Here is a 20,884-nt window from a genome sequence, read left to right on the forward strand (position 1 = left end):
AGCTAACAAAACTATGCGCATAGAAAAATTGTGTAAATCTGTGGATAGTTAAGAACGATGCTATGATAACCCGTTTATTTGAGAATGATAAGCAATTAGAAGGTTTTTTTTCTTCTTTAGACAAGAAAAAAAAATACTTGCTAGCTCTGTCTGGAGGTAGCGATTCTTTGTTTTTGATGTACTTGCTTAAGTCTCGAGCCATTTTCTTTACTGCTGTGCATGTTGATTATGGATGGCGAGAGACTTCTTATCAGGAAGCAAGTGATTTAGCTGCTTTATGTGAACAAGAGCAGATCCCATTTATTTTAGATCGTCCGGAAGCTACAGATCCTATGGATTCTCGTGATATAGAGAATGCAGCGCGACGCTATCGTTATGAATTATTCTATCGGTTATGCAAAGAAAAGTGCTTTTCAGGGGTCTTTCTTGGTCATCATGCGGATGACCAAGCAGAAACGATTCTAAAACGGGTATTCGAAGGTGCCCATCTAGGGAATCTTAAAGGAATGTCTGCACAGGTGATGTACAGAGACGTTGCCTTATTGCGTCCTTTATTACACATTCCTAAGCATAAGATTGTAGAAGCTCTTGATAGTCACCAAGTTCAATATGTTCAAGATATCACAAATTGTAATGAGCGATTTTTGCGTGCACGAATGAGAGAGCGCTTATTTCCTTATTTACAAGATGTTTTCGGGAAAAATATAAGGGACCCTTTGCTTTCATTAGCAGGAGATTCTGCGGAGCTGAGAGAATATTTGGATCAGCAAACAGCTCCTTTTTTGTTACGAGTCGTTGATAATGAGAGAGGGAAATTGTTACCTATAGAGCAAGAGTTACTAAAAACACCGTTTTTAGCTAAATGGGTATGCAAACAGTTTTTCCTGAACGAAAGACTAGTTGCTTCAAAAAGTTTTTTACAAACGGTTTATGATCATCTTATGACAGGCTCTACAGCAAGATTACGGCTTCGTAATCGAACAGTTTTGGTAAAAGCTAGGGGAGTAATCATAGAAAGTATATATTGATAGTGTTTTTGGGGCTGCCCTAGTGGGTTCAGCAGATTGCTGAAAGAAAAACACTTCTTGTTTTTTATCTCTATAATTAGAGGTTTATAAACAAAATAATAAAATATTTTGATATATTGAATAATTATCTGCCTGTTTGATTAGCATTGTAGTGAGTTTTATGGCTAAAGATAAAAAAACAAATCCAGAATCCAAAAAAAGTTTTCCTACTGCTTTTTTCTTTCTCTTGTTCGGAGTGATTTTTGGCGTAGTCACAGTTCAAAACTTTTTCTCTGCTAAAAAGGCTTCGGTAGGCTTCAGTCATCAACTCGAACATCTTGTTAACCTGAAATTACTCATTCCAGAAGAGAGTCGCAAGACTGCCTTGAACGATAATTTAGTGTCATTTAGTGGTCGTTTCCGCGAGGTGGTCCCTGCTGAAGGTCAGGTTCGGTATCAATATCTTGATCTTATTGAACGTAAGCATCAGATCGACTTTGAGCTGGAAGAGGCGAGTAAGTCTTTAACGGTTTTATCAAAAGAAGTGCGTAATGCGATCACTTGGTTTTCAGCTATTTCTGGAATGCCTATCCCTGAAGCAGGCTATACTATTTCTCCTCGAACGGATGTTGGGCTCTCTGTTTTAGAACCTTTAGTGGTTTACGGCCCTGTAGATGCTCAAATTGTGAACCTTGCTGCGCTAGAAAATCGGGTGCGCTCTTTGCCTAAATCTACAGAAAGTCTTAGAGTTTTTGGTTCGGATCTCTATGCATTAATTGGGAAATATCTTTCTCCAGCTCTTGGTATCGGGTCTGAATCCTTAAAAAAAGAAATCAAAGATTTGCATCAGCAAGTAGAAAACTCCTTAACTCAGGTTATAGAAGGGGATCAGGCTGTTGCTTTGTATAAAACTGTGCTTGAGACGTTGCATAGAATTTCCTTAGCACTAGTTTCTCCTGAAGAAGGGACTCGTTTCCATCAATTACGCTCTGTACGTCTATATCGTGAAGATTTCAACCGATGTGTCAAATTATTAGGGGAGAGTGATGAGACTCAGGTGCAGCTCGATAAGTTGAGAGGCGAATTAGTCCAAGCTGTTTGGTATTTCAATAACCAAGAACTCTCTTCTCGAGCTTTGGAGAAACAAGATCCTGAAGTGTTTAGTCGTTGGTTTAAAGGCGCTAAACAGGAATGGGCAGCATTCTCTTCAAATAAATCTTTATCATTTAGAGCTCCAGATCAACCGCGTAATTTAGTTTTAGAGAAGACTTTCAGAAGTGAAGAGCCAACGCCTCATTACTCTGGTTATTTATTCACTTTTATGCCAATTATTTTGGTTCTGCTGTTTATCTACTTTATCTTTTCTCGTCAGGTCAAAGGGATGAACGGTTCTGCTATGTCGTTCGGAAAATCTCCTGCGCGCTTGTTAGCAAAAGGACAAAACAAAGTAACTTTTGCGGATGTAGCAGGGATAGAGGAAGCCAAAGAAGAACTCGTTGAGATCGTAGATTTCTTGAAGAATCCTACTAAATTTACTAGTTTAGGAGGGCGTATCCCTAAAGGAATTCTTCTCATAGGAGCTCCAGGGACAGGGAAAACATTGATAGCTAAGGCTGTCGCTGGTGAGGCTGATCGACCTTTCTTCTCCATAGCCGGTTCTGATTTCGTTGAAATGTTTGTTGGGGTTGGAGCAAGTAGAATCCGAGATATGTTCGAGCAGGCGAAGCGTAATGCTCCTTGCATTATCTTCATTGATGAAATCGACGCAGTTGGAAGACATCGTGGTGCTGGTATTGGAGGTGGTCATGACGAGAGAGAGCAGACTCTAAACCAGCTGTTAGTAGAAATGGATGGTTTTGGTACTAACGAAGGAGTCATCCTTATGGCTGCTACCAACCGGCCGGATGTTTTGGACAAGGCTTTATTGCGTCCAGGACGTTTTGATCGTCGTGTTGTTGTGAATCTTCCTGATATAAAAGGTCGTTTTGAAATTCTCGCTGTCCACGCCAAACGCATTAAGCTAGATCCTACTGTAGATCTTATGGCGGTTGCGCGTAGTACTCCAGGAGCTTCAGGAGCTGATTTGGAAAATCTTCTTAACGAAGCAGCATTATTGGCTGCTAGAAAAGATCGTACAGCGGTGACAGCAGTTGAAGTTGCAGAAGCTCGAGACAAGGTTCTGTATGGTAAAGAACGTCGTAGTTTAGAGATGGATGCTCAAGAGAAAAAAACAACGGCATACCACGAGTCAGGGCATGCTATTGTAGGGCTTTGTGTTGAGCATTCGGATCCTGTAGATAAGGTGACGATTATTCCAAGAGGCTTATCTTTAGGAGCCACGCATTTCCTTCCAGAAAAAAATAAATTAAGCTACTGGAAGAAAGAGCTTTATGATCAGTTAGCGGTTCTTATGGGAGGCCGTGCTGCTGAACAGATTTTCCTCGGTGATGTTTCTAGTGGAGCGCAACAAGATATTGCTCAGGCAACAAAGATTGTTCGGAGCATGATTTGTGAATGGGGAATGAGCGATCATTTAGGAACTGTAGCTTATGACGAGCGTTCCGAAGCGGCTCCTACAGGATATGGATCCTACCATGAAAAAAATTACTCTGAAGAGACGGCCAAAGCTATTGATAATGAACTTAAAACTCTATTGGATGCTGCATATCAAAGAGCTTTGGACATCATCAACAGTCATAAAGAAGAGTTAGAGCTTATGACACAGATGTTGATAGAATTCGAGACTTTGGATTCTAAAGATGTTAAAGAAATCATGGACCATTCTTGGGATGCTGATAAGAAACGGGCTCGTATGAAGGAAGAAGGCATGCTGTATAAGAAGATTTCTGAAGATCTTCCACCGCCGCCTCCTCAAGAAAATGTGCAAGATGGGACGAGTTTGAAGTTTAATACTAGCACATAACTTCCCTTCTGGAGGTAGAGCCCTTTTATTAGGGCTCTCTTTTTTTTGTGTGTGAGGAAAGCTAGCGTCTAACTAAATGTCTCTAAGTAAGGATGTTTGTAGGGGAAATAGCGATTTTCAGTGTTGAGAAGCTTAGTTACAAGACAATAAAAAAGGCTAAGAAAAACCTTTCTTAGCCTTGTTTCTCAACGAATCGCCTATAGAAGACTAATCTTCCAGCGTTGCCTTATGGCTCAGCTTCAACTGGCCTTTTTCGTTAATGCTAAGGAGTTTAACAGCAAGCTTGTCTCCTTCTTTGACAAAGTCAGAGATATTGTCTACTTTTTGTTTAGACAATTCAGAAATATGACAGAGCCCTTCTTTTCCTGGGAGGACTTCTACGAATACCCCAAATGTTGCGATAGATGTAACACGGCCATTATAAACTTTACCGACTTCAACTTCTCCAGTTAATCCTTCGATAAGTTCTTTAGCTTTGTTAATCGATTCTTGGGTGCTTGCAGCTATGTTAATGACGCCGTCATCATTGATGTCAACTTGCGCACCAGAACGCTCGATAATTTGACGGATTTGTTTTCCTCCGGGACCAATGACCGTTGCGATTTTTGAGGTATTGATCTGCATAGTTTCAATGCGCGGAGCATATTTAGAAACAGTTCCCTTAGGGGAGGCCAGAACCTGTGTCATAAGATTAAGGATATGACTACGCCCTTGTTTAGCTTGCGCTAGAGCTTGCTCCATAATCTTATGAGTGATTCCCTCTATCTTGATATCCATTTGGAAAGCTGTAATACCTTTAGCTGTTCCGGCTACTTTAAAGTCCATATCTCCTAGATGATCTTCTATACCGGAAATATCAGACAAGATGATGGCTTGATCTCGATCTAAGATTAAGCCCATAGCAATACCTGCCACGGGAGCTTTGATAGGAACTCCAGCATCCATGAGTGCAAGACAGCCTCCACATACGGATGCCATGGAGGAAGATCCATTAGACTCAGTAATATTAGATTCTAGGCGAATGATATAAGGGAATCGTGATGTCTCAGGAAGAACATGACTTAAAGCTTTCTCAGCTAATTTCCCATGTCCAATTTCACGTCTTCCTGGGGAACCAATTCTGCCAACTTCTCCTACGGAGAAAGGAGGGAAGAAATACTGTAGATAGAAGCGAGCGGCTCCATCTCCATTCAGATCTTCGAATCGCTGCGCCATATTTTCGCCTCCAAGCGTACATACGGCCATGCTTTGCGTCTCTCCGCGAGTAAATAAGCAACTTCCGTGTGTTCTTGGAAGAAAAGGAGTCTCTATGGAAATGGGGCGAATCTCTGTGGTGGTTCGTCCATCTACACGAATACCAAGATCTTGGATAAGAGCTCGCATTTGATTGGATTTTGCTGTCTTAAATGCAGCCTTAACGTTCAACAAAGAAAAATCACTGTTTTCTTCTTGAACCAAGTTAGCAATAACGGATTCCTCTAATTCTTTCGAGGCTTGCTCTAGAGCTTCTTTATCTCTAAAAGACAATGCTTTTTCGAATTTTTCTCTAATAAAATCTGAAACTACATTTTGTACGTCTTCTGGCATATCAAGAACGGCAGAGAAATTCTTTTGTTTGCCGGTAGCTTTCTGCCATGCTTCAATAGCATCGCATATTTTAGCTATATAGGTTTGCCCAAAAGCAATGGCTTCTAGAACTTGCTCTTCTGTTAAAAAGTCGCAATGTCCTTCAATCATTAAAACTGCAGAAGCTGTTCCTGCCATGACGAGATCCAGCTTGGAGGCACTTAACTCATCTCTGGTTGGGTTAATGACCCACTTTCCTCCGACGAGCCCAACGCGTACACCCGCAATGATACAATTTTGAGGAACCTCTGAGATAGCTAAAGCGGCAGAAGCTCCGCAAATAGCTAGAGGATCAGGTAAAGTTTTCCCGTCGTAAGACCAAACGTAGGACAAGACTTGAATATCTTGCATGAGTCTATTAGGAAACGACGGACGCAAAGAGCGATCTATTAGCCGAGAAACAAGAATTTCTCTCTCGGAAGGCCGTCCTTCACGTTTTAGAAATCCTCCAGAGGTTCTTCCTGCGGAGGAAAACTTCTCTTGATAGTCTACTCTGAAAGGCAGAAAATCGACAGCCTCTGACAAGGAGGCTGCACACGCTGAAGAAAAAACCCAAGTCTCGTTCATTTTAACGAGAATAGCCCCACTGGCCTGGCGAGCTATTTTCCCTGTCTCGAAAATTAATGTTTTATCTTTGTCTAACGCAACAGAAAAAGTCTCAAAAGCCATGGAGTTGTCCTAAAAACGAAATGGGGTACTATTTTCTCAAATTGAGGCGAGCAATTAAATTTTTATATCTTTCAGTATCAGTAGAATTTAAGTACTCTAGGAGCTTTCTTCTCTGCCCTACTAATTTTAGCAAAGCTAGACGAGAATTTTGATCTTTAGGAGATCTTTTAAGGTGCTCCTTGAGTTCCGTTATGTGCTCAGTCAGAATAGCAATCTGCACATCTGCCGAACCTGTGTCTTTTTCATGAAGTTGAAATTTTTTAGTAATTTCTTCTTTAGTGCCCTTATCCAAAGACATTCGATGTCTCCTTAAATACAAAAAATGCCGTAATGACCAATTATACCTAAGAGGTTTGTTAATGTACATCTTTTGCTAGAGTAAGAAGTTTTTTTTCTCTGTGCAGAGAAATATAAGATGTCGATTAGGTACTTTGTAGTATGTTATGAGGGGTTTTTGATTTAGAAAAAATCAAACTAATTCTTAATTCAAGAAAACCTTTTTTATCGGGTTATAGCTAATTTTATGTATATAGAAAAAGATTTATTTTTCATGAAGAAGGCTCTAGATGAGGCTAGGAAGGCATATGAACAAGATGAAGTCCCTGTTGGTTGTATCATCGTTCATGGAGATAAGATCATCGCTAGAGGACATAATAGTGTTGAGCAATTAAAAGATTCGACAGCACATGCTGAAATGATTTGTATTAGTGCAGCAGCAGAATATCTAGAGAATTGGAGATTGAAAGACACGATCCTCTACTGTACTTTAGAGCCCTGTCTCATGTGTGCTGGAGCGATTCAGTTAGCACGTATTCCTAGAATTGTTTGGGGGGCTCCTGATTTGCGTTTAGGAGCTGGAGGGAGTTGGTTAAATGTTTTTTTAGAAAAACATCCTTTCCATCAAGTAGAGTGTTGTTCTGGTGTTTGTTACCAAGAGTCTGAGCAGTTAATGAAAAACTTTTTTTTAGAGAAGAGAAAGGCTAAGGATGAAGGAAGAAATTCCCGCGCTACTTGATCATTTATATACGGAGTAGGAAAGACGATTAATGTCGCTAGGGACGACGATTGTTCCTGGATTGACGAAAGAGGATCTTTTACAGCCTATGGATTATGATGAACTTGAGGAGAACCCTTCTTTTAGATTTGAAGAAGGAGTTTTGAATGGAATAGGAGAGACTCGAGCCGCATTATATTCTTTTTTTTCTGATCTAGAAGACTCCTTTTGCGTGGAGTCTTCTAGCGATACGAGCCTCTGTAGGGATTAGGAATATTTTCTTTATAGCAAAAACATATTGCCAAAGTCATAGACAGTACCGAACCAAGTAGGATTGCATAGGCGCCGGACAGAATCAGAATTAGGAAGTAGAAATGGAGGAGTAGAACAAAGCTCCATTTTCTAGATAAAGAGATAGGGAAAAGAGGGAGTGTCAGTCTTTTTTCTGGATCTAGGAAAACGCGGACAATCAAAAGAGCGCAGATTAAACTTTCTGGTCCGAAGAAAGCTTGGGTGCTTCCAATTAACCATAGAAAGGCCCAAATGCTGATACCTGCAATACTGACTTGGGTAGTGAGTAAAAACACAAAGCTACCTGTTCCGAGTTTCTGAATAATTACATCTGTTGCTTTATAAAAGAGGATGAAATCCAAAACATTCCGCATGAGTAGGCGTTGCGTGATCTCAAGGCTGCGAAGATCCCCCAGCTTTAAGGTATCTGCTGTTACGAGAGGATAGGTGAGCCATTGCCAAAAATAATGTTGATGAATTCCTTTTACAGAGAGAGCGAGCCATTCTATAGGCCCACGCACTTGAAAAAAATATTGTAAGAAAAATGCGATGAAAGGAGCGGAGCAAGAAGTTACTAGTACTAGAAGGGGAAGCTGTTTTAGGGCTTTCCCCAAAAAGGGAGTTTGTTTGTACTTATCGGGGAAGATAACTCTCATGAAGGAGAGGCCTTTTTACAAAAGTGTTGATGATTGGCTCTATTATCTAGGCTCTGTTTTTGGCTGTCAACCTTCCTTTTGTCTCGCAAAGTTTGTTATTTGGGTGCATAGGAAAACCTGTGCACCCCAAGATATTAGTCCGAAGGAGACGTTGTAAGGTTTGCTTTAATCGTTAGATCGATGAGAGAGGTAAGGAGCGCGGAAACTGCTTGAAGAATTTTCATAGATTCTGTGGATGTGGCGTTCACCGATTTTTGGTTAGCTTGAGCACGTTGTTGAGCTGCGGACAGTTCCTGTTGGATAAGTTCTCTATTTGCTGTAATCTGTTGGTTCGATGTTTGAAAAGCCTGAATAGTGCTGTGATTCGTGTATTCGTCGTCAGAGCCATTTTTTTTGATTAGGTCAGGAACATATAACAAGGAGATGTTGATTAGTTCTTTGGTTTTTCTTTGTTGTTCCAGCGTATTTTCTTGTAAGACAGCCATAATAGCATGGCTGTAATCTGTCGTTGCGACGGAGAGTTTCAGCATGACTGTAATGCAGAAATACATAGCAGACTTTTTGTTAATCTCTATGGATGCAGGCTCTATTAGAGTAGAGTCTGGTATGACAGTATTTTTTTCAGGAAGAGTGGGGATGATTGCACTACTCATTGGATACCCTCTTTTTTAGATATTCGCGATCAAGCTAACGATTTGTGAGAACGTTTGAATGAGCGCCTGACCGACTTGTAGGGACTGTTGAATAATATTATTATTCGTGTTCAAATTACTGGAAATCACTTGAGAAGCATTTCCAAGACCAGATATTTGGTTTTGAATCGCTTGTCTAGATGCTCCGACTGCTTGGTTAACCGATTGTACGTTTTGTAAATAAGAGGAGTTTTGAGAGTTTACTTGGTTTTTTGGAATGGTAGTGTATTGGTATAGCGCTTCTTCATTGTTCAGGAATGTTTGCGCGGCAGCATTAGCTTGCAATTGCTCTGCAACTAGAGACAAGTTATTTTGCGCGACGAGAACAGACTGGTAAATGTAGTAAACAGTAACGATGAGAGGGTTAGAATCCTTAGCAAATCGTGTTATAATCTCATCAGCCGTTGCAGAGTTTGTTGTTCCTGTAACCAGAGGTGTTTCAGGTAGCTGTAATACAGCATGCATTGGTTCTTTATGCCACATAATTCTGCCTCGAATTAGTTTCTTGGGTTAAGACAGGGGTTTATTTAATTGGTTAACTGTGCTTCCCACGGAGTTCAATGTTTTGATGAAGGAGGAGTTCTGTTGAGCGATTTGCTGCATAATGTTGATGTTTGTAGATGCGTGAGAGAGGATAATCTGTCCATTTTGTCGGGCAGTTACTAATTGGTCTTGGATATTTGAGCGTTGTGCAGAATAGTTTTGGTTCTGGTTTTGTACTCGTGTGATTTCGTCTTCTTTAGCTCCAGAGCCAACGACAGCGTATTTGATTTGATTCGTTTCTTGGTTTAATTGCTGTTGGATATTAGTATTGTCGTTTAGCTGCTTAGATTGCGTGAGAATCGTCTCTTGACGTATTTCTACAGCTTCTAAAAGAAGAGAGTAAATGCTGAACAAGAGTTCTGCTATTGGAGGCGTTCCCAAAGGCTCTAAAGGAGGTAGCGAGGAGACGTATTGTGTGTCTCCTACCTGTGAGGTTGCTGCTGACATATTCTAAAAAATTTTTTTGGTTTTTTTATTTTTTATTTTACCAGCAATTTCTCTCTTTAATAAAAATAATAATTTGTTTTAAAAATAAGCCGCTTATTTAAGCCTCTTTCTTTTAAGTGCTAACAGCCTTGAGAGAGGGGTGTAGGCTTTTCTTCTGTTCAAATCGGATATTTGGACAGCCCGCGATTCTTCCCTAAAAAGGATTTTGGAAGGAATTAGCGGAGGAAGGTTACATATTATTAATCAAGTGTTTAAGGTTTTTCGCAGAAGGCTGCGAGAAATGTTTAAATGAAACCTGTTTTCCAATGAGGGGGCTGTGTGGCAGAAACTCAAGACTGCGAGCGATTGGATTTTTTAAATGGTGATGATATTAGTGCTTATGTAGTGCTAACTTGTGGGCAACCCTCGGCTGAAGGGAAAATGAATGTCGAGATGGTGTATGAAGGGGATCGAGAATTGGTTAGCTTTTTGTTAACCAAAGCGTTAGCTTCTTTGGAGCAGCCCTAAACAAAAAAGAGGGTTCTAATGGGATTCGGAACTGTGAGAGGGAAAGGAAAAGCTGTGAAGTCCTTCTTCCTAAGGCCTCTACAGAATCTTGAAGTAGGGCTCTTTTCATTACCTATAGTGTTATTGTTGGGGGAGATTGGGTGTGTATCTTCAATCTCTTCCGTTTCTTTAGTAGCTGTTTTAAGTATTGTAGGCGTTTTCGTTGCTCTAGTTTCCTTCTTCCGTAGTTGGGGCTATGGGCTCTCTGTTGTAGGGGCTATATTTTTCGGGGTGGCTCTTTGTAACAATTTCCCTGTGTCTGTTTTTTGGGGAGGATTGTTAACTGTCTCTTTTATTATTTCTTATGGGATTCTTCTGCTGAGTGTGTCTTTGGTTGAAGGACATATTAAGGAGAAGGCTGTATCTTTATCAGAGCTGACGGCATCGCACAATTCCCTTCAAGACTCCTATAACCGCGAAGTGCAAGAACGAAAAGAAAAGGAGCTTCTTGCCCAGAGTAAGATAACTTCTTTAGAACAAGAGCTTTCTGTTTCGCATGAGCAACTCCAAGAGGTTTCCAGGAAATATACGCATGCAAGTGAAGATTTACAGATTCTTATTGATCAGAGGGATAGCTGGTTAAAAGATTACATGACTCTCCATCAAGAGTATGTGCGTGTAGTTGCTGGAGATGAAGAGAATGTCATTTTCCCTTGGAAAGTCTTTCAGGGTAATTCTGAAAAGGATTCTGGTTATCAGCAGCGGGTTCAGGATGCTGAACATAAGATCGCTCATTTAGAGAAGCTCTGTGAAGAGGAAAATAGCGGGAAGCGCTATGCTGAGGAGTGCTTGGATAAGGCCTTAGCAGATTTATTAGAGTCTACTCGGCTTAGGGAAATTCTAGAGAAAGAGATCTTCCAAAAGGATGAGGAGATCGCATCTTTGAAACAAGAGATTGCAGCGGAAAAGCTTTTGAGTTCTTCGGTCAGTGATGACAGAGCGGCTTATAAGGGTAAGTACCTGCAATTAAGGGAGCAGTTCACTGTTAAGGATTCCTTTCTGAAAAAAGCTAGACGCGAACGCTTCTTAGCTCAAGAGCAACTTTTAGTTTTGAAGCGAGCTAAAGAAGAAGAAGCCTCGAATTTGTCTACAACGGATAGTTTTTCTATTATTCAAAATCTTTTGCTACAAATTGAGGCACTAGAAGAAGAAGTTACTTATCTAGAAGAGTTAGTACTTCACAACCAGAATCGGTAATCAGAATAGCATGTTCCCATTGTGCACTAGGCTGGTGGTCACATGTTCGTGCCTCCCAATGGTTTATTGGGTCAATAAACCCTTCTTTCTTTCCGACATTGATCATAGGCTCGATAGTGAAGATCATTCCAGGTGCTAGAGGGATTTTACAAGAGTTTCTATGGTGTGCCACAAAAGGATTTTCATGAAACTTGACTCCCACTCCGTGTCCAACAAACTGGTCAACAACAGAGAAGCCATATTTAGCTGCACAATTTTCAATCACTTCGCCAATTTCATACAGAGGAAGGTTAGGTTCGAGAATAGAGATAGCAGCATTAAGAGCTTCTAGAGAAGCTTCACAGACTTTTCTTTTGATCTCAGAGACTTCTCCAATCATCACCATTCGGCTGCAATCTCCATAGAATCCATCGACAATGCAGGAAACATCAATGTTCATAATGTCCCCATTTTGTAACGGGATATCATTGGGGATGCCGTGGCAAATGACTTCATTTAGTGATGTACAGATTGTTTTTGGAAAAGGCGGATGGCCATAATTAAGAGGAGCTGGAATGGCATTATGGCGTTTATGTAACTCTCGAGAGAGAAGATCTAGTTCGTTTGTAGTTACCCCTTCCTTAGCAGCTTCGCATAAAGCATCGAGAATATGAGCTGTAACTTGGCAAGCTTTACGAATCTTTTCTATCTGTTCTGGCGTTTTGATAATGATATCATAACGAGAGGCGTAAAGTTGTCGTAAATTATCAAGGGGACGTTCTGGTTTAGTTGGGTAATGGCAGTGTTTCCATTTTTTGTTACTGCCGCACCAGCAAGGATCGTTTCTTTTCATAAAAGGAACCCAAAGAGTGATTTCTGATTTCCCTATCTCTTGACATAGAGAAAAGCTTTAAGGTGTAACACAATACCCTATATTGAAAGCCGTAGAAAGAGCTTTTAACATAAGATTACCTGCCATCAAAGCCAAACTAATACCAAATAATCGTTCCAAAGCTAACAGTCCCATTTGGCCAAATAAGCGATTGATAGAGCTAGAAAGGAGAAGCGTGATCAGAGAGAATAGCCAAGCAAGCACAATAGCTCCCAGAACGATCTCTTTTGGGAAAATACCTTCCTCCATATGGCCTAAAGTCGATGTAATCATTGCTGGGCCTGTGATCACAGGAAAAGCTAAGGGGAAGAAAATGGGTTCGTCTTTATCTCTCTCTAAAGTTTCTGTTTGGGGAGGAAGTGCCTTCATCATATCAATGGCTATGGAGCCAAGCAGTAGGCTTCCTGTAAATTGAAAGGCAGGTAAAATGATCCCTAGTAAGCGGAAAAAGCCTCGACCAAAAGTAACGAATAGTAGCAGCAAGAGCAGTGCGAAAATAGATTCTCGTAAAATGATACGTTGCTGTTTTTTGAAAGAGAAATTTTTTAATAATGCAATAAAAACGGGAAGAGAGCCCAAAGCATTGAAAAGAGCATAAAAAAGTAAAGTAAGACGAAATAGTGAATGTAGCATAAATTACACGAGCTTTCTTATAGGAAAGTTTGTTGTAGGCCAGATACCAGAAGTTGAGCGCCTACAATCACGACAGCTAGACCTAGGATGGTTTGTGTTGCGATGATCGTTTGCGAGCCAGCCTTATTCGTTGTTTGAAGAACAATTGTGGTTATTGTCATCATCAGCCAGGATAGACACAGCAACGTGCAAACAATGGAAAAAGGAAGTTGCTGCATAGCTAAGGGGGCGCAGGCACATAGCCATGAAGGCCCGATCATGAGAGGAAGGGCTATGGGAGCTACTTTAGGTGACTGGGATAACGAAGGAATTTTACTCCAAAGGGATGCTTGAGTATTCCGAAGAATAGCCCGCATTCCTGTGAACATAACCCCACACCCTCCGACAACAGTAGCTGCGCATGCTGGTGTTTGCAAAGAGTAAAGTAGCCCTGATAATAGAGGATAAAGAACAAAAGACCCGAGAAGAGCAAAAAGACTTTCCCTCAAGAGAAGCAGCGCTTTGCTTCTTTTAGATAAATTACCTAGGATTGTACTAAGAACCTCGACATTAGTCGTAGAGTCTGCTGCTAAAAATAAAATACAGCTTTGAGACAGCAAAAAAAATGACCAGTCCATGAGACGTTTGTAAAGAGGTTGGTGGTTATATCTTGAAAGAAGGGATCTTTCAGTCCTTTGTAACTGAGGGATCCCCGAAATCGTCACACAGAAGTGTAGTTCAAATTGAGATTTAGTGAAACCTAATAATCAACGAGAAAGAGTAACATTTTTTTTGACTAACGAACTCGTAGTGTTGAAACAAAGAGGTTGAGTTAGGAAGAAGCTATTGTCTCAGATACATCACTAATCAAGGTTTCAATAGAAAAAGTATCGATGGAAGTTCGCAGATCAGGGCAAGTTGTAGACAATGTTACGAGTAGAGATTCTAGCAATTCTCGTGATAAAGGTTCCTGAGTTTTGGCCAACAAAGGAAGGGTAACTTCCCATTGAGCCCGCTCATCGGATAACACTTTAGGAGAGTCTTTAGTTGCTTCTACGTAGATAGCGAAAGCCTCTTGGGGATATTCACGACAGAAATCCAGACTGCGAGATAAAGCTTTTTGCAAGCTTTGGAGTGTTTGAGGTGTCATCGCTGGAGACCCTTTTTTCCCGCAAATAAGGAGCTGCGGGCCTGTAGGGGATCCATAAGTGTCAGAAAGAAAACAACCGGTAGGGGTTCCCTTTAAGGCGATAGTGACGCCCTCAACATTGTAAAAACCTCCATACAAGAAATCAACTTGATAAGTGAGCATAGGAGAAATCATATCTGCGCTGACGTTTTTGATTTCTGAAGGAACCACATGATGCTTGCGTAAAGCCTCTAGCAGATTAGGCAGGTTCTTGGAGTCATTGAGGCAAAAGCCTAGTACGCGTCCGTTAAGATCTTCAAGTTTTTCAATGCCTTCATTTTTTCTATAGATCAGACCTTGCAAGGAGCTGTCGATAAGTCTGCCTGCTACTTGAACAGGAGCTCCTCGAACTGCAGTTTTCAATACCCCTAAGCTGTGGTAAAGCGTGTAATCTACTTTCTCAAGAAGCAGATGAGGAATAGAAGAACAAGTATCCGTATTTTTTTGTAAGGTTAAGGAAATCCCTTCATCTACAAAAAATCCTTTTTCTACACCTACATAGAGGGGAATGTGATTAGGATTCGGAGTCCAATCCAAGAGTAGAGTAAAGGATTTAGTAGGGACGGGAGCGGCTAATTTTGGATCGTCTTTTAAGTAGAAAAGACAGGGCAATACAGTAATTGGAATTAGAGCAAAGACCCATTTTTTCCCAAAAGATCTTTTGGAAGTTTTTTCCATTCTAAAGAAAAAAAAGGTGCTGCGCTCAAGAAGTAAAACGCTATAAAACAGACTTAGAGTCAGCATGGTTAGGACAAATAAACCCGCTAGAGCCATTGCCATGTCATAGTTTCTGCGGCTTTCCAGAATAAGAATACCTAGACCAGATTGTGTTGCAACCCATTCTCCAGCAATGGTCGCAAATCCTGCGGCACTCATAGCAATTTTAAGCCCAGAGAAAATATGTGGCAGACCGTTAGGAATTCTTAATTTAAAGAGTTTCTGCCAAGTAGTTGCTTGGTAAAGCGTAAATTGTTCTAAGAGTTCCTCAGGAGAATTTTTAATTCCCTGATGAATGGTCAGAGCTAAAGGGAAAAAGATGCTAAGAGCTGTTGGGATGATTACTGCTCTTGTCCCCCAACCAAACCAAAGAACGATTAAAGGGGTTAGAGTGAACATAGGAAGGCATTGCACCAGAACACACAAGGGGTGCAACAAGCCTTGAGTAGCAGGAAATAGAAGCATGGTAGCAGAAAAGAGGATAGCAAGTAGTAATGCTAAAAAGAATCCTCCTAAAATGCCTTGGGCTGTATAGCAAGAATGCTGGAATAGTACCGGGAAAGAATGGATCCCTGTCGTAAGTACCTTCGATGGAGGAGGGCATATAAAGCCAAAACTCGGATAGTTTTGAGCACAAAACTCCCAGAGTCCAATCAAGGGAAGGATGATGAGTAAATAGCTAATAAATTTTTTCATAAAAATAGAAAAAACGACTTCATGAAGGAAGAATCATAGGGGAAGAGAGCATATGCGGCAAGAGAATGATAGCTTAGGAATTGTGTTGGTTCCCGAAGACAAACTATTTGGAGCTCAGACGGGACGTTCGCAAGAGTTTTTCTCTTATGGTAAAGAATCCATGCCTCTTGAGATTATCCATGCATTAGTAAAAATTAAAAAATGTGCTGCTAAGGCGAACGGAGACTTGGGGTGCTTAGATACTAAACGCAGGGATATGATTGTTGCTGCTACAGATGAAATTCTCTCCGGAGAATTTGATGAACACTTCCCTTTAAAGGTTTGGCAGACAGGAAGCGGCACTCAAAGCAATATGAATGTCAATGAGGTGATTGCTAATTTAGCAATTCAGCGTCATGGGGGAGAGCTTGGAAGTAAACATCCCGTGCATCCCAATGATCACGTGAATAAATCCCAGTCCTCAAATGATGTTTTCCCAACGGCAATGCATATAGCTGCGGTACAAAGTATAAAAGGATCTTTAATTCCGGCATTGGAACATTTAAAAAAAGTTATTGATGCTAAAGCTTTAGAGTTTGCTCGAGATATAAAAATTGGAAGAACGCATTTGATGGATGCAGTTCCAATGACTCTTGGGCAAGAGTTTTCTGGGTATAGTTGTCAGTTGCATAATTGTTTAGAGCGGATAGGATTTTCTTTAACTCACCTCTATGAGTTGGCTATTGGAGGGACTGCTATTGGAACAGGGTTAAATGTTCCTGAAGGATTTGTAGAGAAGGTGATTCAGTATTTGAGAAGGGAGACAGGAGAGCCCTTTGTTCCAGCTTCGAACTACTTTGCTGCGTTATCGAATCATGATGCTTTGGTGCAAGCTCACGGATCATTGACTGTGTTAGCTTGTGCTTTGGTTAAAATTGCTACAGATCTAAGTTTTTTGGGGTCAGGACCTCGTTGTGGATTAGGGGAAATTTTCTTTCCGGAGAACGAGCCAGGATCTTCGATCATGCCTGGGAAAATTAACCCGACGCAAAGCGAAGCTTTACAGATGGTTTGTTCTCAAGTAATCGGGAACAACCAGTCCATTATTTTTTCTGGAACAAAAGGGAACTTCGAACTGAATGTCATGAAACCTGTCATTATCTATGATTTTCTACAGTCAGTGAACTTATTAGCTGGTGCTATGAGATCTTTTGCCGATTATTTTGTTTGCGGACTCAAGGTAAATAAGGGGCAACTACAGCAAAATGTAGAAAGATCTTTGATGTTAGTAACGGCATTAGCTCCCGTTTTGGGGTACGATAAATGTTCAAAGATCGCTTTGAAAGCTTTTCATGAAAATTTGAGTCTTAAAGAAGCATGCGTCTCTTTAGGCTTTTTGTCTGAAAAAGAGTTTGATGAGCATGTGATTCCAGGATTGATGGTAGGAAATAGAGGACACGAATAGATACGAGAACAAGCATGTCGCCCGCCCCAAGTAATTCAACACGGGGCGGGGGAGGATCAGAGACTTGTTTAGCAAGACATCTATTGAGAAGACTTACTCTCTAACTTAATAAGGGCTTTTGCAAACAATAACGCACCTTTAATGTTTGGGAAGATATGGTCTACTCCGATCAATTCATCTACATGGTACCTTCTCAAATCACTGAGAGGAGTTTTTTTCACGCCAGCTAAGAGAAGCAATGTTCCTTGTCGGTCGCATTCCAAGAAGAACTCTTCTAGAGCGTGCATGGCAGATGCATCTATTGTAGGCACTCGAGTCATGCAAAGGATAAATATTTTAGGCGGCTTTTCTATTTCATTTAATAAGTTTTTCAAACGATCTGCGATGCCAAAGAAAAACGGTCCGTTGATTTCATAAATTTCCGTAAAAGGTGGTACTTCATTTTTGCTAAATAGCAAGTCATTTTGAGGTTGTTCGGATTCATCAAAATATTTTGCTGTGGAGATAACATCAGATAGATCGCTCATTTGTTTCATGAATAGAAAGGCTGCAAGCATCATTCCTACTTGTACTGCAGAAGTAATCGTAGTCATTACTGTAAGAATGAACACGGTTAGCAGGACAAGAACGTCTTTTTTAGGAGCTGTGAATAGATGAATGAAATGGTGAATTTCACTCATATTCCAAGCAATTAAAATTAAAACAGCTGCTAGACATGTTAGAGGGATTTTAATAGTTAAGGGAGCTAGGAGTAGTAGGATAAAGGAAAGACAGATGGTATGGATTATTCCTGCTATAGGAGTACTAGCGCCGCACTTGATGCTAGCCGTTGTTCTTGAAAGCGAGCCTGTAACAGGCATGCCAGCAAATAAAGAGGTTCCAATGTTAGCAATTCCTTGGCCAATTAATTGGCAGTTGGATTGATGTCTCCACCCAGTCATTCCATCTGCAACGACAGCTGCTAATAAGGTTTCTATTCCAGAAAGAACGGAAATAGTTAAAGCATCTGGCATAAGTTGAAGCATTTTAGTAATGCTTATGTGTGGGAAAACTGGACCAGGTAAAGAGCTTGGTAAGGTACCATAACGGCTACCGATGGTAGGGATGTCTATTTTAAGAATCCATACTAGAGTCGATGCAATGATAATAGAAATCATTACGCCGGGATAACGAGGTTTGTAATTGCGAAAGTAGATCATTAGAAGCAGGGTAAATAAACCCACAGCAAAGGTCTTGCTATCCCAGGTCCATAGGTAATCCCAATAGGCTGCCCATTTGCCGATGAAGTCTAAAGGAACTCCATCTCCCATTTGAAGCCCAAGAAAATCTCGGATTTGGGAAGAAAAAATGATGACCGCAATTCCCGTAGTTAGTCCGGTCACCACAGGATACGGCATATATTTAATAAAAGTGCCTAGTCCGGCAAGACCAAAGATAATGAGGAAGATCCCAGCCATCAATGTGATAGTAAACAGTCCGTCTTCGCCATATTTGACACCGATACAGTAAAGGATGGAGATAAAGGAACTGGTAGGGCCAGAGATTAATACACGACTGCCTCCTAAGGCAGAGGCTAAAAAGCCTCCAATAATTGAGGCCAATAGTCCTTGTAAAGGAGACACTCCAATCCCGATCGCAATAGCAATAGCTAAAGGGAAGGCTAGAATCCCTGCAGTGATCCCTGCGGTAAAGTCTTTTTTGAGCGTATTAAAAGAATACCCTTCTTTTAAGCAGGTAACTAATTTAGGGACAAGATGTTTGAAGGATAGGGAAACTTTCACCAAAGCCTCTGCTGGTTCGAAAAAGATGGTTTTCTTTTTATAATAGAAAGGAATTTATCCAACGAGAAGAGAGGTGAGAAACTCTCTTGGTAGGACAGCCCTTCTATTTTTATCGCGAATAGAAACGCAAGCTTAGTCTATTTGTAAAGTAGTGTTAGCGTTTTTCATCACCAATTCGCGATCGGTTTGTCTAGTCAGCGAGTGGGATGACTAAACACAGGCTGTTGTTATCCTTGAGAGGAGGGGGGTGATATAATTGCACTCCCCGAGTCTCTTGGTACCAACAAAAGTGAGAACACTTTCGATGAAAAAGAGTTTTCTGTGCAACAGTTTTGCGGACGAGTTGAAAGGATCGGAGGGTTTTCACTGTAGAGTTGAAAACTGTTTTTGTGTAAGATGATCTAGGTCTTTGTAAGCTTGTCTTTTGGATAGCGCCTTCTTTTGAAGGGTTTCCTATACTAAGAACTCGGAGATGAGTCCAGGATCTGTGTATAAGGTTGGATTCTAACTGTCTGTACATCAGCGTATATACGCAAAGTCTTGTGTTTTCTCGTAATTATTTTTGCCTAAGCTTCTGCGGGCTCTTGGTGTTCTGAATAAAGTCCTCAGAGTAAGGTGCTTGTCGAGGTCTTTATGTTAAAGTTCCAGTTATGTTTGTTATTTCTGTTCGGATATCTCGCGATCGTTTTTGAACATATTGTTCGAGTAAACAAGTCTGCCGTATCTCTTGCTATGGGAGGCTTGATGTGGTTAGTTTGTTTTTCCCATATACCGCACATTGATCACGTCATGATGGTCGAAGAAATTGCAGACATGGCACAAGTCATTTTCTTCTTATTTGCTGCGATGGCAATTGTGGAACTCATCGATGCTCATAGAGGATTTTCTATTGTAGTGCGTTGTTGTAATGTTGAATCCAGAAGCGTGCTGCTTTGGGTATTACTTACCCTTTCTTTTTTCCTTTCCGCAGCCTTAGATAACCTGACATCCATTATTATTATTATTTCTATTCTAAAGCGTCTGGTGAAAGCTCGAGAGGATCGGCTGCTACTAGGAGCTCTATGCGTGATTGGAGTAAACGCAGGAGGAGCTTGGACTCCTTTAGGGGATGTGACTACGACTATGCTTTGGATTAACGATAAGATTTCTACGTCGGGTATTATTACTACGCTATTTCTTCCTAGTGTTGTCTGTGTAGTGATCGCAGGAATCTGTGGGCAATTATTACTAAAAAAACGTCGTTGTTCAGGATTGTCAGAGGATTTGGATAGAGAACCGGCGCTCCCTAAGAGTAACCTGATTGCCTGTGTTGGCTTTGGTTCTTTGCTCATGGTTCCTATGTGGAAAGCTGTATTAGGAGTTCCTCCTTTTATGGGGGCTTTATTGGGACTGGGTTTAGTTTGGTTGGTGAGTGATTGGATTCACTCTCCTCATGGTGAGGGGCGTAATCATTTGCGTATGCCGCATATTTTAACGCGTATCGATATTTCTTCTGTTACATTCTTTATAGGGATTCTGTTGGCTGTTAATGCGCTAACCTACTCTCATGTATTACGGGATTTATCTGTGAGTATGGATGCGCTATTTTCTCGTAACACGCTTGCTGTTCTTTTAGGTTTAGTCTCTAGCGTTTTAGATAATGTGCCATTAGTCGCTGCAACAATAGGTATGTATGACTTACCTATGAACGATCCTCTTTGGAAACTCATTGCCTATACAGCAGGCACAGGGGGAAGTATTCTCATCATTGGATCCGCTGCAGGTGTTGCCTACATGGGAATGGAAAAAGTGAGTTTCAGCTGGTATGTCAAACACGCTTCTTGGATTGCTTTAGCCAGTTATTTTGGAGGTCTAGCAGTCTATTTTCTAATGGAAAATTGTGTGAGTTTGTTCGTCTGAGGTAGTCGAAAAGTATGGCAGAGTCTCTTTAAAAATTCTTTTAATAAAAGGGTTCTCTGCCTATTCTAGGCCCCTTTTTGAATG

19 protein-coding genes are annotated in these 20,884 nt (G+C 40.9%); 8 read left to right on the plus strand and 11 right to left on the minus strand.

Annotation, left to right across the window (positions count from 1 at the left end; all coding sequences use genetic code 11):
- The first annotated feature begins 62 nt into the window (after positions 1–62).
- Together tilS and ftsH are read left to right on the plus strand one after the other, a co-directional pair.
- Complete coding sequence (gene tilS / locus CTA_RS04590; protein WP_009872227.1) at positions 63–1,028, plus strand: tRNA lysidine(34) synthetase TilS; 966 nt, start codon at positions 63–65, stop codon at positions 1,026–1,028.
- 160 nt (positions 1,029–1,188) lie between these two features.
- Positions 1,189–3,930: an ATP-dependent zinc metalloprotease FtsH gene (gene ftsH, locus CTA_RS04595; RefSeq protein ID WP_011324889.1), complete on the plus strand. Its 2,742-nt coding sequence runs from the start codon at positions 1,189–1,191 to the stop codon at positions 3,928–3,930.
- A 207-nt stretch (positions 3,931–4,137) separates the two neighbouring features.
- Here the strand turns inward: ftsH and pnp are convergent, their stop codons facing one another.
- Together pnp and rpsO are read right to left on the minus strand one after the other, a co-directional pair.
- Positions 4,138–6,225 carry a polyribonucleotide nucleotidyltransferase gene (gene pnp, locus CTA_RS04600; protein ID WP_011324890.1) on the minus strand — a complete coding sequence of 696 codons (2,088 nt, stop codon included), beginning with the start codon at positions 6,223–6,225 and terminating at the stop codon, positions 4,138–4,140.
- Between the two features lie 28 nt (positions 6,226–6,253).
- Complete coding sequence (gene rpsO, locus CTA_RS04605) at positions 6,254–6,523, minus strand: 30S ribosomal protein S15 (protein WP_009872230.1); 270 nt, start codon at positions 6,521–6,523, stop codon at positions 6,254–6,256.
- A gap of 225 nt (positions 6,524–6,748) precedes the next feature.
- On the opposite strand from rpsO, the gene CTA_RS04610 reads away from it, so the two are divergent.
- Positions 6,749–7,240 carry a nucleoside deaminase gene (locus CTA_RS04610; RefSeq protein ID WP_011324891.1) on the plus strand — a complete coding sequence of 164 codons (492 nt, stop codon included), beginning with the start codon at positions 6,749–6,751 and terminating at the stop codon, positions 7,238–7,240.
- Positions 7,241–7,271: 31 nt separating this feature from the next.
- Positions 7,272–7,490, plus strand: coding sequence for a hypothetical protein (locus tag CTA_RS04615; RefSeq protein WP_011324892.1), 219 nt, complete (start codon positions 7,272–7,274; stop codon positions 7,488–7,490).
- On the opposite strand, the gene CTA_RS04620 is transcribed toward CTA_RS04615, so the two are convergent.
- The 4 genes from CTA_RS04620 to CTA_RS04635 all read right to left on the minus strand — a co-directional run bounded on the left by CTA_RS04620 (position 7,462) and on the right by CTA_RS04635 (position 9,848).
- Positions 7,462–8,166 (minus strand): hypothetical protein, encoded by a 705-nt coding sequence (locus tag CTA_RS04620; protein WP_011324893.1) that lies wholly within the window; start codon positions 8,164–8,166, stop codon positions 7,462–7,464. The genes CTA_RS04615 and CTA_RS04620 overlap by 29 nt on opposite strands.
- 134 nt (positions 8,167–8,300) lie before the next feature.
- The gene (locus tag CTA_RS04625) at positions 8,301–8,819 is read right to left on the minus strand and encodes a CT847 family type III secretion system effector (protein WP_011324894.1); all 519 of its coding nucleotides are present in this window, start codon (positions 8,817–8,819) and stop codon (positions 8,301–8,303) included.
- Positions 8,820–8,834: 15 nt separating this feature from the next.
- Complete coding sequence (locus CTA_RS04630) at positions 8,835–9,341, minus strand: DUF720 domain-containing protein (protein WP_009872236.1); 507 nt, start codon at positions 9,339–9,341, stop codon at positions 8,835–8,837.
- A 27-nt stretch (positions 9,342–9,368) separates the two neighbouring features.
- Positions 9,369–9,848 carry a DUF720 domain-containing protein gene (locus CTA_RS04635; protein WP_011324895.1) on the minus strand — a complete coding sequence of 160 codons (480 nt, stop codon included), beginning with the start codon at positions 9,846–9,848 and terminating at the stop codon, positions 9,369–9,371.
- 318 nt (positions 9,849–10,166) lie between these two features.
- On the opposite strand from CTA_RS04635, the gene CTA_RS04640 reads away from it, so the two are divergent.
- Both CTA_RS04640 and CTA_RS04645 read left to right on the plus strand, forming a co-directional pair.
- On the plus strand, positions 10,167–10,355 hold the full coding sequence (locus tag CTA_RS04640; RefSeq protein ID WP_009872238.1) for a hypothetical protein: 189 nt from the start codon (positions 10,167–10,169) through the stop codon (positions 10,353–10,355).
- Between the two features lie 18 nt (positions 10,356–10,373).
- Positions 10,374–11,591 (plus strand): hypothetical protein, encoded by a 1,218-nt coding sequence (locus tag CTA_RS04645; RefSeq protein WP_011324896.1) that lies wholly within the window; start codon positions 10,374–10,376, stop codon positions 11,589–11,591.
- Here CTA_RS04645 and CTA_RS04650 read toward each other — a convergent pair.
- From CTA_RS04650 to CTA_RS04665, 4 genes are all read right to left on the minus strand, one after another.
- Positions 11,548–12,423, minus strand: a complete 876-nt coding sequence (locus CTA_RS04650; protein ID WP_009872240.1) for a methionyl aminopeptidase — start codon at positions 12,421–12,423, stop codon at positions 11,548–11,550. The two genes, CTA_RS04645 and CTA_RS04650, sit on opposite strands and share 44 nt — an antisense overlap.
- A gap of 57 nt (positions 12,424–12,480) precedes the next feature.
- A complete protein-coding gene (locus CTA_RS04655; protein WP_011324897.1) occupies positions 12,481–13,095 on the minus strand; it encodes a MarC family protein in 615 nt (204 codons plus the stop codon).
- Positions 13,096–13,112: 17 nt separating this feature from the next.
- On the minus strand, positions 13,113–13,712 hold the full coding sequence (locus CTA_RS04660) for a MarC family protein (protein ID WP_011324898.1): 600 nt from the start codon (positions 13,710–13,712) through the stop codon (positions 13,113–13,115).
- 194 nt (positions 13,713–13,906) lie between these two features.
- Positions 13,907–15,676 carry an ABC transporter permease/substrate-binding protein gene (locus CTA_RS04665; protein WP_011324899.1) on the minus strand — a complete coding sequence of 590 codons (1,770 nt, stop codon included), beginning with the start codon at positions 15,674–15,676 and terminating at the stop codon, positions 13,907–13,909.
- Positions 15,677–15,728: 52 nt separating this feature from the next.
- Here CTA_RS04665 and fumC point away from each other — a divergent pair, with 52 nt between their 5' ends.
- Entirely contained in the window at positions 15,729–17,120 is a 1,392-nt protein-coding gene (fumC, locus tag CTA_RS04670) for a class II fumarate hydratase (RefSeq protein WP_011324900.1), read from the plus strand.
- 80 nt (positions 17,121–17,200) lie between these two features.
- Here the strand turns inward: fumC and CTA_RS04675 are convergent, their stop codons facing one another.
- Positions 17,201–18,904, minus strand: a complete 1,704-nt coding sequence (locus tag CTA_RS04675) for a solute carrier family 26 protein (RefSeq protein ID WP_011324901.1) — start codon at positions 18,902–18,904, stop codon at positions 17,201–17,203.
- A 630-nt stretch (positions 18,905–19,534) separates the two neighbouring features.
- Here CTA_RS04675 and CTA_RS04685 point away from each other — a divergent pair.
- Positions 19,535–20,800 carry an NhaD family Na+:H+ antiporter gene (locus CTA_RS04685; protein ID WP_011324903.1) on the plus strand — a complete coding sequence of 422 codons (1,266 nt, stop codon included), beginning with the start codon at positions 19,535–19,537 and terminating at the stop codon, positions 20,798–20,800.
- The last annotated feature ends 84 nt before the right edge of the window (positions 20,801–20,884 follow it).

This window comes from Chlamydia trachomatis A/HAR-13, assembly GCF_000012125.1.
GTDB lineage: Bacteria > Chlamydiota > Chlamydiia > Chlamydiales > Chlamydiaceae > Chlamydia > Chlamydia trachomatis.